This is a genomic window from Collinsella aerofaciens (assembly GCF_018785245.1).
Classification (GTDB): domain Bacteria; phylum Actinomycetota; class Coriobacteriia; order Coriobacteriales; family Coriobacteriaceae; genus Collinsella; species Collinsella aerofaciens_AD.
The window spans coordinates 82,039-92,217 of the sequence record NZ_WQPL01000033.1; the positions used below are offsets into that span (position 1 = coordinate 82,039).

The 10,179-nt window shown below is 55.5% G+C and carries 12 protein-coding genes; 5 read left to right on the forward strand and 7 right to left on the reverse strand.

Features of this window, described 5'->3' with window-relative positions:
- Positions 1-34 precede the first annotated feature (34 nt).
- Genes GPK39_RS07690 through dut form a run of 3 tightly spaced genes read left to right on the forward strand, consistent with a single transcriptional unit; the run spans position 35 to position 1,427 of the window.
- Positions 35-484 carry a LysM peptidoglycan-binding domain-containing protein gene (locus GPK39_RS07690; protein WP_215674791.1) on the forward strand — a complete coding sequence of 150 codons (450 nt, stop codon included), beginning with the start codon at positions 35-37 and terminating at the stop codon, positions 482-484.
- A 51-nt stretch (positions 485-535) separates the two neighbouring features.
- On the forward strand, positions 536-979 hold the full coding sequence (gene nrdR / locus GPK39_RS07695) for a transcriptional regulator NrdR (protein WP_055285168.1): 444 nt from the start codon (positions 536-538) through the stop codon (positions 977-979).
- A 4-nt stretch (positions 980-983) separates the two neighbouring features.
- On the forward strand, positions 984-1,427 hold the full coding sequence (dut, locus tag GPK39_RS07700) for a dUTP diphosphatase (protein ID WP_215674793.1): 444 nt from the start codon (positions 984-986) through the stop codon (positions 1,425-1,427).
- 441 nt (positions 1,428-1,868) lie between these two features.
- Here the strand turns inward: dut and GPK39_RS07705 are convergent, their stop codons facing one another.
- Positions 1,869-3,170 carry an MGDG synthase family glycosyltransferase gene (locus tag GPK39_RS07705; RefSeq protein ID WP_252204801.1) on the reverse strand — a complete coding sequence of 434 codons (1,302 nt, stop codon included), beginning with the start codon at positions 3,168-3,170 and terminating at the stop codon, positions 1,869-1,871.
- Positions 3,171-3,287: 117 nt separating this feature from the next.
- On the opposite strand from GPK39_RS07705, the gene GPK39_RS07710 reads away from it, so the two are divergent.
- Together GPK39_RS07710 and GPK39_RS07715 are read left to right on the forward strand one after the other, a co-directional pair.
- Positions 3,288-4,226: an NAD(P)/FAD-dependent oxidoreductase gene (locus GPK39_RS07710; protein WP_252204803.1), complete on the forward strand. Its 939-nt coding sequence runs from the start codon at positions 3,288-3,290 to the stop codon at positions 4,224-4,226.
- Positions 4,227-4,442: 216 nt separating this feature from the next.
- On the forward strand, positions 4,443-5,054 hold the full coding sequence (locus tag GPK39_RS07715) for a DUF1836 domain-containing protein (RefSeq protein WP_215674798.1): 612 nt from the start codon (positions 4,443-4,445) through the stop codon (positions 5,052-5,054).
- Between the two features lie 73 nt (positions 5,055-5,127).
- On the opposite strand, the gene GPK39_RS07720 is transcribed toward GPK39_RS07715, so the two are convergent.
- From GPK39_RS07720 to GPK39_RS07745, 6 genes are all read right to left on the reverse strand, one after another.
- Positions 5,128-5,994 (reverse strand): DegV family protein, encoded by an 867-nt coding sequence (locus GPK39_RS07720; RefSeq protein WP_215674800.1) that lies wholly within the window; start codon positions 5,992-5,994, stop codon positions 5,128-5,130.
- Between the two features lie 175 nt (positions 5,995-6,169).
- A complete protein-coding gene (locus GPK39_RS07725) occupies positions 6,170-7,297 on the reverse strand; it encodes a coiled-coil domain-containing protein (protein ID WP_215674802.1) in 1,128 nt (375 codons plus the stop codon).
- 32 nt (positions 7,298-7,329) lie between these two features.
- Entirely contained in the window at positions 7,330-7,860 is a 531-nt protein-coding gene (locus tag GPK39_RS07730) for an adenine phosphoribosyltransferase (protein ID WP_215674804.1), read from the reverse strand.
- Positions 7,861-7,898: 38 nt separating this feature from the next.
- Positions 7,899-8,783 (reverse strand): transcriptional regulator FtsR, encoded by an 885-nt coding sequence (gene ftsR / locus GPK39_RS07735; RefSeq protein ID WP_215674806.1) that lies wholly within the window; start codon positions 8,781-8,783, stop codon positions 7,899-7,901.
- A gap of 3 nt (positions 8,784-8,786) precedes the next feature.
- Positions 8,787-9,221, reverse strand: coding sequence for an FHA domain-containing protein (locus GPK39_RS07740; RefSeq protein WP_022094516.1), 435 nt, complete (start codon positions 9,219-9,221; stop codon positions 8,787-8,789).
- 66 nt (positions 9,222-9,287) lie between these two features.
- Positions 9,288-9,992 carry a CDP-alcohol phosphatidyltransferase family protein gene (locus GPK39_RS07745; RefSeq protein WP_215674808.1) on the reverse strand — a complete coding sequence of 235 codons (705 nt, stop codon included), beginning with the start codon at positions 9,990-9,992 and terminating at the stop codon, positions 9,288-9,290.
- Positions 9,993-10,179 lie beyond the last annotated feature (187 nt).

Genomic DNA, 10,179 nt, shown 5'->3' on the forward strand with positions numbered 1-10,179 from the left:
CAGTTCTCGTCAAAACAAACGAGAGGAGAACAAAATGAACGCAGCGGATATGATCCAGGGAAATCTCGCCCTTAAGCTTGAGGCGCCCGCCTCGTCTGCCTTCACGGTCGTGAAGGGCGGCCGGTCTCATTTTCAGGCCGTGGCCACTAAACCCGTTCGCACCCATCGTGCGTCCGTTGCTTTGTCTCCTGTTGCTCTGAAGGCCTCGACGATTGTTGCTGTTGCCGTAGCCTTCACCCTGTTCTTCGTGCTTGCCACGTCAGTTTTTTCTGCTCGTCACGCAGCATATGCCGATTTCGTAGCCAACGTTACCTACGAGACGGTTCGCGTGCAGTCCGGCGATTCCCTGTGGTCGCTTGCTCAGGAGCATCCCATCGATGGTCTTTCCACGCAGGAGACTTCCGACATGATCCGTAGCGTCAATCACCTCGATCGCGGCTCTCTTGATGCTGGTGCAGTTCTGAAAGTTCCGGCTCGTTCGTAAGATTTCGGCCCGGTCGCATGGTACCCTTGTTATCGTTTAAGAGGAGGTACCATGCGCTGTCCCAAATGCGGCAAGGCACATACCCGCGTTGTCGATTCCCGTATGCAGGAGTCGAACAACACTATCAAGCGTCGCCGCGAGTGTTGTTCTTGCAATTATCGTTTTACGACGTTCGAGCGCTGCGAAGATCCCATCGAGGTCATCAAATCCGACGGGTCAAAGCAGCGGTTCGATCGCAACAAGCTGCTGGTCGGCCTGATGCGCGCCACGATTAAGCGCGATATCGATACGAAAAAGCTCAACGAGATCATCGATGATATCGAGGTGGAGCTGCGTTCCCGTACGCTGACGGCTGTAACGTCCCACGAACTGGGCGATATGGTGCTCAAGCGCTTGGCCAAGATCGACAAGGTGGCCTACATTCGCTTTGCCTCGGTCTATCGCGATTTCAAAGACGTAGATGAGTTTTTGCAAGAGCTCGACAAGCTAAGGTGATTTCATGTCCAACATTACCGTTAACATTAAGCGTCTCGATCCCACGGTCGAGCTTCCCAAATACGCTCATCCCACAGATGCCGGTCTTGACCTCCGCGCCAACGAGGATTGCACCCTCAAGCCCTTTGAGCGCCGCTTGGTATCTACTGGCCTGGCCATTGCACTGCCCGATGGCTATGCTGGCTTTGTCCAGCCCCGCAGCGGCCTAGCCATTAAGCAGGGCCTGTCTATAGTCAACACTCCCGGTCTCATCGACGCCCACTATCGAGGCGAGCTTAAGGTCATCCTCATCAACCTGGATCCCACCAACAATATCCAGATCAACAAAGGCGACCGCATCGCCCAGCTCGTCATCCAAGAAGTCCCCACGGTCAATCTCGTAGAGGTAGACGAACTAGACAAAACCGACCGAGGAGCCGGCGGTTTCGGTTCTAGCGGCGTATTGTAATGTCCGCTCTCCCGTGGGAGGCCCCTATATATCATTCCATGCTCAAACATTCTCGCTGCGCTGCGAAACTGCGCGTGGAACGATATATAGGGGCCTCCCACGGGAGAGCTTCGCTTACGTGCTAGCAACTGAAACGGCTTCTTCAGAAAAAGCAGATAAAATCTTATAGCAAACCGGTTCGATTAATGAAAAGTTCCCTTATCGAATCGGTTTGATAGAAAGATTGTTTTTTGTTTTCAAGCAAGAAGACTCCCGTCCGGGGCTCACCCATATCGTTCCACGCGCAGTTTCGCAGCGAGCGAAGCGAAGCGAGAATGTTTGAGCATGGAATGATATGGGTGAGCCCCGGACGGGCGGGATTCATGCGCCCCTGCGAAGCGAGAATGTTTGAGCATGGAATGATATATGGGCGGCTCCCGCCGAGCAGCGGACATTAAGACGCTAGCGGATATGCGCGGGTTTTTCGCCCCAGTAGAAGCGGCAGAAGGCTCGTTTACGTTTTTGGGGCTTGCCTACAAGCTCCATGGTTGCGATGGCGATGTCCTCGGCGGCGCGTGGGCGGCGCAGCACTTCGCCATTGATGAGCAGTGCCTTGAGTGACTCGGGATGATCGTGGAGATGGCGCAACGTTACGATGAGCTCGCGTGCGGTGGTGACATGCATGCTGGCGCCCATGCCGGTGAGCATGGTGGTGTTGGCCTTTTCCTGGCCATATGACTTGCCCAGCAGAATCATTGGCAGGTGTGCGCACAGGCATTCGGTAACAGTGAGTCCGCCCGATTTGAGAATTGCCAGGTCGCAGCCGTGCATGAGCGCTGCCATGTCATCGACGTAGTCAAGAACCGTGACGTTCTCGAGTTTCATGGCATCGAAGAGCGTTTTGAGGCGATTGGCATATTCGGCATCCTTGCCCGGCAAAAAGACAAAGTGCATGTCCTCGAAACTGCGCAGGAAGGGGAGGGTTCGGTCCATCTCCGCGCGAAAGCGAACGTACGGTTGAGGCAAACTGGCGCCGGCCATCACTAGCACAACGAGCTTGTCTGTGGGGAGATTGAACTTCTCGAGTTCTTCCTCGCGATTGTAATCCGTGTCGAACCCGGCGCGAATTGGGATGCCCGTAATGCGGATCTTTGTCTCGGGAACCTTACGGGGGCGAAGTGTCTCGGCCATAAACTCGTTTGCCACGCAGAATAGGTCGGTGTCCTTATGGGGCCACCAACCCTCGACCTCGTAATCGGTCGGTACGCAAATGACGGGATAATCGATGCCCGTAATGACGCGCGCGCCGACGGCAACGTTGGCTGCCGTGATATGCGTGGCGACCACGGCAATGGGCCTACGAGTCCGTACGTATTCGTTAAATTCGGGGAACATGATGCGCGACCATGCCGTGCCACCGCCCCAAAGCAGGTGTCCGGTAAGGGTATAACGCCAGGTCAAGTCATAAATTGGGCGCGTGGCGCCGGTAAACGAGGCGGCCGTTTTGTTGCCGTCGAATTTTATACGTCCAAAATCAAGGATATCGAGCACTTCAATCTCAACATCCTTGGGGATGCCATGGGTGCCGCGGATGAGGTCGAATGCCTGCGCAATCGCATTTGCGGCGGCCTTGTGGCCCGATCCGACCGAGGCATGCACGATGGTCACGAGAGGTTTTTGCTGAGCCAAGAGCGTGGTTTGTTCCGATTGGGGAGTGCTTTGCGTGGGCAGGGGAGCGTCATTGCCCATCTGCGTTTGATCCATCGATAACTCCCCTTCATCATTGTTTCGCAATGAATCATTGTAGTGCATGAATGACACGTTCGCCTAAATTTGGGTATGAGCGCAGTGAACGCCAATCTTTCGACAGGAGGTCTTTTCATGACTACCCATCAGCCGATCGATGTTGCGATTATCGGTGGCGGCCCTGCGGGCTATGCTGCCGCCATTTACGCGGCGCGCTCCAACCTAACGACGACCGTGATAGAGCAAGGCATGTCGGGAGGACAAATCGCCACAACCAATGAGGTCGAGAACTATCCGGGCATTCCGCTCTTGAGCGGCGCCGAACTTGGCGAGCGTTTTCAGCAACATGCAGAGCGCTTGGGAGCGCAGGTTACATGGAGCATGGTGACGGGCATCGAGTACGATGCTGATACAGCGCTGTTTACGGTGCATCACGATACGGGCGATACACTGGCCTCGAGCGTTATCGCTTGCATGGGTGCCACGCCGCGATCTGCTGGTTTTGTTGGCGAGGATACGTATCGCGGTCGTGGCGTTTCGTATTGCGCGACGTGCGACGGCATGTTCTTTCGTGGCAAGCAGGTCTTTGTCATAGGCGGTGGTAATGCTGCCTGTGAGGAAGCCCTGTTCTTGTCAGAAATCGCCAGCAGCGTGACCATCGTCTTGCGCCGCGATCAGTTCCGGGCTCCCGATGGCGTGGTTCAAAAGGTGCTCGCAAAAGATAATATTTCAGTTAGGTGCCAAACTAGTATCGTGGAACTATCGGGCGAGGCTATGCCCACGACTATCACATTTAAGGACAACGCCACCGGTGAAACCTATTCCGAGTCCTTCGATCCTGGCTCGTTTGGCATCTTTGTCTTTGCCGGTACGCAGCCTCATACCGAGCTTGTTGGGCATCTGGTGGATCTGGCTCCCGACGGCGGTATTGTGACTGACGAATCGATGGCCACCCGCACGCCTGGCTTATTTGCTGCCGGCGATATCCGTTCCAAGCGTTTACGTCAAGTTGTGACCGCCGTTTCGGACGGAGCCATAGCGGCTACCAGCGCATATGCTTTCTTACGCGGATAAGTACGATAATATATCTTATGTAAGGTTGTTATTTTTCTTAAACGTCCAGCGTCAGCGCTGCCTCAAGCTCGTTGCCGCTGGACGTTTTGTTGTGCAAAATACGAGCCAGTTATCCTACGGCCTGACCCCAGCCAAAGACGACGATCATACCGTTCATTGTGGTATGCAAAACTAGATAATCTAGAATACAATATTGAAAACGAACGGAGGCACCATATGAATCACGTTAAACATGTCATTCCTATGTCCGATACGTCGGTTAGTATTAGCCCAGAGGATATTCAGCCCACGGTGCTACCTGATGCATTTATCCAGTCTGATATAGTCCGTAAACTCAATACGCTCAGCTTGCCGCGCTATAACCAGTTGCCGAATGTAACGCTCTACCGTGACCAGGTCATTGAGTATATCGAACTGTGGATGGAGCCGCTTTCGATTTGTGTGGAGCAGCCCGTCATTACGCCTTCCATGATCAACAACTACGTAAAGGTCGGTCTGGTGCCGGCTCCGGTAAAAAAGCAATATGGTCGCGAGCAGATCGCTCGCCTTATTGCTATCTGTATTTTTAAGCAGGTGCTGCCCATCGCTGCTGTTCAGGCGCTCTTTAACATTCAACGTCTGAGCTACGATGCACCGACCGCCTTTGATTATGTGATTGATCAGCTCGAGGCGTCGATTCGCGCGGCTTTTTCGATTGAGCAGGTTCCTGTACCCGATACGGCTCATCAGGTCACACGCGAGTCGCTGCTCGTTCGCAGCGCGGTATCGTCTTTTGTATCGAAGGCGTATCTAATGAGCTACCTAAAGTTCAATGGGTTTAATAGCTAACCGAGGTACAAGACGGGCGGGACAAAGAGCCATCAGACACTTTGTCCCGCCCGTATTTTTGTTTAGTTGGACTTTATTGGCCCGAAGCCACGCCCATGCCGTAGCCGATAATGAGCCCGTGTATCTCGGCATAGTATGAATCCAGTCCATTGCAGGGCATGATGATGGTCTTGGAGCCGGGCCAATGCTCCACAATGCGGCTGGCGAGTGCCTGGGCGCCCGCCTCATTCTCGACATGGTCGATAACGACCTCGCCGCCGGTAAAGCCCTCGGCCTCCATGGTATCGACAATCTTGCCAAGCATCTTCTTTTCGCCACGGGTGTGACCAACGAGCTTAATCTCCCCCGCCTCGCTTGCAGTGCCTAAAACTCGAATGTTGAGTTTATTGGCGATGACCCCGGCTGCCTTGGGAATACGTCCGGCCTTGGCGAGATTTTCGTAATAGCACAGGCTAAAGAGGATCTTGCTGTTCTGTTCCAGCTCGTCGAAATAGCTGCAGGCTTCCTCAAATGAAACGTCTGGATTGCTTGCAAGATACCGGTCGAACAGGAGGAAGATCAGGTCCATTTTGCCGCCGGCTCCGCGTGAATTGACCAGATGAATCTGACGGTCCGGTTCCTCGGCAAGAACTAAATCGCGTGCCGTGGCGGCGGCGTTATAGCTGCCCGATACGCCCTCCGAGATGGGCATACAAATTGTCTTGTCGGCAAGCCTAAAGAGTTCGCTCCACTCGCCTACGCTCGGACAGGCGCTCGAAGAAGCGCTCGACTCCGCTTGCACGGCGCAATTGAGTTCGTGAACGTCGAGCGTGAGGTCATCGACGAACTCGCGCTCCCCCACTCGAATTTTGAGGGGTGCAACTGCAAAGGTGGTATGGGGCGCGGTCGGTCGCCAATCGCGGAGGTTACAGCTTGAATCGGAGATAAGTGCCCAGCTCATAGAGGGTCCTTTCTAAATGTTTCTCATTTATTATAGCCATCTTGCCTATCTATGAAACGTGCATCTAGTATTGAAAACTAGCTCATTGGAATCGTGAATGCAGAGCGGTTACAAATAAATGAACCTCGCAGCCCATAGGTCACGAGGTTCACATTCGTTTGCTATACAGAGTGACTTAGTAGCGCACGAAAATGTAGTTGTTGTTCATACCGGCTGCGACAGAGCTGATGATAACGCCCGTGTTGTAGTCGGAAGCATGGATCATCTGGCCGCCGCCAATATAGATGCCGGTGTGGTAAGAGTTGACCACAACGTCACCCGGCTGAGGATCGGAAACGCGCGTCCAACCCATAAACGTGCCGGTGGTGCCCAGGCGGCAGTAGCGACCGGTGAGGCAGTAGCTAACAAATCCCGAGCAGTCAAAGCTGTTCGGGCCAATGCCGCCCCAGGAATAAGCGCAGCCAAGCTTGCTGTAGGCGCGCGAAACAACGGAACCGCCGTCAACTGACTGGCTCGGCGCAGAAGGGGCCGGAGTCGGAGCCGGAGCCGGAGCGGGCTGCGGCGTAGGGGCAGGAGCGGGCGTGGGAGTGGGGGCAGGCGTGTTGCCGCCGTCATTGGTCGTACCGCCACCTTTGTTAGTGTTCTCAGTCGTGCCGGCGGTCTCGGTGTTCACCGTGGCCTTCTCGGCAGTACTGGCGTTAATGCCGGCCTGCAGTGCGGCATTGGCCTCGGCCTCGGCGGCAAGTTCGGCCTTCAGCTGGGAGTCCAGAGAGTTCACAACGTTTTGAGCCTCGGCCTGCTGAGCGTTGAGCTCGTCGACCTTCTTTTGCGTAGCGGCGACGTTCTTCTCCTGCTCGGCCTGCTTGTTGGTAAGTTCCTGCTTGAGCTCTTTGACCTCTTGGATGGTTTGGGCCTGCTTGTCGGAAACCTTGCCGTAGTAGAACAGGCGGTTGAGCATATCGCCCAGGTCATCGACGCCCGTCAGTACCTGGAGCAGGCTCAGGCCGCCGGTCTTGTACTCACCTGCAACGTAGTTGGAAAGCTTGGTCTGGCCATCGGCGATTTCCTGCTGCTTTTGCGTGATCTCGCCAGCGGTCTGGTCGAGTGCCTGCGTCTGAGTGGCGAGTTCGTCGTAGATCTGCTGGGTTTGCGTGCCGATCTGCTCGAGTTTGGTACGAGCAGCGGCAAGGTCGGATGCGGTATCGGCATAGGCAGGAGCCGCGAGGCCCAGGCCCAAAACACAAGCGAGGGTTGCCGTAGCAGCGCAGCGTGCCATGTTTTTATGCGTGTTTGCTGTGCGCATGGAGCTTCCTTTCCGGTATCTAGGGGTAGCGGTTAGTCCACCGTTACCAGGCTAAAGAGCTCGACGTCCTCGTTGGAGGGCGTGAGCTTCTCGCGCGGGTTGAGAAACGCAAGCTCGAGGATACAGCCGTAACCCACAAGCTTTGCGCCCATATCTCGCACCAGTTTACCTGTTGCCTCGACGGTTCCGCCCGTCGCGACCAAGTCGTCCAGAATCAACACGGTATCTTTAGAGGTAATGGCATCGGCATGGATCTCGATAGAGTCGGTGCCATATTCGAGCTCGTAGCTCTGGCTTACTGTCTTGCGTGGCAGCTTGCCCGGTTTACGAGCTGGCACAAAGCCGGCGCCCAGGGCGACAGCCACGGGCACGCCGACCATAAAGCCGCGAGCCTCGGGACCCACGACCTTGGTGATGCCCATGCCGGCAAAATGCTCAGCCAGGGCATCTACCATGGCTTTTAGTGCCTCGGGATTACCAAAGAGCGGCGTGATGTCCTTAAAGACGACTCCGGGCTCGGGATAGTCGGGGATATCGACGATATGAGATTCGAAGTCGTACATGGCATTACCTTTCATGGGAAGCTGGTTTGTAGCAGCGTCTATTTGTCCGCGCTGGCGGTGCCGACGTGCGAGGGGGCGACAACCTTGAGCGGCTGCACGAGGGATTCCTCACGCACAGGAGCCATTGGGACGGATGCTTCTTCGCTTTTGGCCTTGGTGGATTCCGAGCGTGCGATTTCCTCGTCGAGGGCATCGATATCGGCGTCCTCGACCACGGCGTTGAGTGACTCGAATACACGGTTCTTGAGCAGTGCGGTATGCACGCCCTCGGTGAGGTCATGCAACTTCTTAAACGCACGCTCGAGCTTGGCGTCGCGCTCGTCGTCGGAAGTATCCATACCGAGCATGCTCACGAGCACCTGCTCAAACATAGAGGACTCACGGTTTGCCGACGATACGTACTGGCGCAGGTTTCGAGGCTCGATATGGAAGCGCAAAAGTTCGGAGCAGTAGCGGATGATCGGGAAATCGCGGCCATCGACTAGCTCGCGGTTTTGCGGGCTCTTGATGATGCGAATGAGGTCGTTTTCGGCCAGGGAGCGAATAAACGAGATCTCAACACCGAGCATGTCGGGAATGGTCTCGATGGGATGCAGCTTTTGCTTGGTCTCCTTGGGCTCCGTCTTGAGCGGAACGTCGGACAGCAGGCCCACCTCGTAGGCGAGCGTAGACAGGTCCGTGGCGTTTTCCAGGCGTTGCTTGATCACGTTGAGCGGCATGTAGCGAGTCTTCTGCAGATGCAGAATGACCTCCAGGCGGTCAACGTCCTCCTTGGAGTACTGACGATAGCCCTTAGGCGTGCGATGAGGGGTGATGAGCCCCTCATCTTCGAGAAATCTAATTTTTGAGTTCGAAAGATCGGGGTATGCGCCTCGAAGTAAATTGACGACCTGGCCGATACTCAGATAATTGCGTTCGGCCATGCCCTACTCACCGGTTTCGATGCGCTCCGGCGTGCTCTCGTGATAGATGAGCGTAAACGTACCGATCTGGACGGAAGAGCCGTCGTGCAGCGGTGCGCCGTTGACGATAGCGCCGTCAACCCACGTACCGTTGAGCGAGCCCAGGTCCTCGATGCGGGCTCCCAGACCCTCGCGAATAATGCGCGCATGGCTACGAGACACGGTCATGTCGTTGAGGAAGATGCCGTTTGCGGGATCGCGACCGATGGTGGTCACGTTGTCCTCGAGCTCAAAGGCGGCGCCGGTCTGCGGGCCCTTGACGATAGACAACACGGGCGCGGTTATGTGCACGTTGGCCATGAGGTCGGGAACGGTGACATCGCTCGATGGAACGCGGAAAACGCAGGTGGCGTCTGAAGCCTTATCGTTCTGAGGCATATTGTTAACCATGTTGTCCATGACAACCCCTAACTTAACGCGGACATGCCGCAAAGAATGAACTGTACGTAATCATACCCCAATGGCTTAATCTTCGATTTCGGGGTTAAGAAAGTCGATGTCTTCGTCCTCGGGATGCGCCACGGCCTGTCTAATGGCCGCTCCGCCCTTAATGGAATAGATGACAGCGGTGAGCATGGAGAAGATGACGCCGCCGTACACAAAGAAAATGCCAAGCGGTACCGGGCTGCCGTTGAGGCCCGGGAAGGCCGTGAACGTGGCGGGCAGCAGATGCCAGCCGTCCACAGTGGGAAAGCCTAGTAGCATGAGCGAAAAACCGGTCATGAGCAGAGCCGTGGCAATCTTGCCGGGAAACACCACGTCGATGGGACGGCGGTGATAGTGGCGCACGATGAGCGTGCCAATGCCAAGGTAGATATCGCGACCGATGATGAGCACGCAGACCCAGATGGGAAGCTCGCCACGGACCACGAGACCTAAAACGCCTGTAAATAGCAGCGCGCGGTCGCAAATGGGATCCATAACCTTGCCGAGCCACGAGACCGTTTTGGTCATGCGGGCAATCTGACCGTCCATCCAGTCGGTGGAGGCCGCGATGGCGTAGATGACGATGGCGACGACGCGGTTGTTGTCCGTCACAAACAGGTACAGGAAGACCAGTGTGAGGATCAGGCGCGTGAAGGTAATGAAATTGGAGATCGTAAAGATCTTATTCGACGGGTAATCGGAGGTGCCGATAAGCTCCTTTTTGATCTTCTTTTTGATTCCCACAGGACTCCCCCGCTGGTAAACGACAAAACTTTCGATACTATACCCGTTCTGGCGATGTCTATCCAGCGCGAGCATAGAGTGTCCAGACATATATAAGACCCCAACGACCGTTACGGCTTCGTTAGAAACGCGCCCCACCATGGATGGTGAACCCGAAAGGCAAGGCGCGCGGGCACGGCGACTCGGC

Excerpts from the sequence above, each read along its gene's own strand:
- GPK39_RS07690 (WP_215674791.1), top strand. The coding sequence starts at position 35 with ATGAACGCAGCGGATATGATCCAGGGAAATCTCGCCCTTAAGCTTGAG.
- nrdR (WP_055285168.1), top strand. The coding sequence starts at position 536 with ATGCGCTGTCCCAAATGCGGCAAGGCACATACCCGCGTTGTCGATTCC.
- dut (WP_215674793.1), top strand. The coding sequence starts at position 984 with ATGTCCAACATTACCGTTAACATTAAGCGTCTCGATCCCACGGTCGAG.
- GPK39_RS07705 (WP_252204801.1), bottom strand. The coding sequence starts at position 3,170 with ATGGATCAAACGCAGATGGGCAATGACGCTCCCCTGCCCACGCAAAGC.
- GPK39_RS07710 (WP_252204803.1), top strand. The coding sequence starts at position 3,288 with ATGACTACCCATCAGCCGATCGATGTTGCGATTATCGGTGGCGGCCCT.
- GPK39_RS07715 (WP_215674798.1), top strand. The coding sequence starts at position 4,443 with ATGAATCACGTTAAACATGTCATTCCTATGTCCGATACGTCGGTTAGT.
- GPK39_RS07720 (WP_215674800.1), bottom strand. The coding sequence starts at position 5,994 with ATGAGCTGGGCACTTATCTCCGATTCAAGCTGTAACCTCCGCGATTGG.
- GPK39_RS07725 (WP_215674802.1), bottom strand. The coding sequence starts at position 7,297 with ATGCGCACAGCAAACACGCATAAAAACATGGCACGCTGCGCTGCTACG.
- GPK39_RS07730 (WP_215674804.1), bottom strand. The coding sequence starts at position 7,860 with ATGTACGACTTCGAATCTCATATCGTCGATATCCCCGACTATCCCGAG.
- ftsR (WP_215674806.1), bottom strand. The coding sequence starts at position 8,783 with ATGGCCGAACGCAATTATCTGAGTATCGGCCAGGTCGTCAATTTACTT.
- GPK39_RS07740 (WP_022094516.1), bottom strand. The coding sequence starts at position 9,221 with ATGGACAACATGGTTAACAATATGCCTCAGAACGATAAGGCTTCAGAC.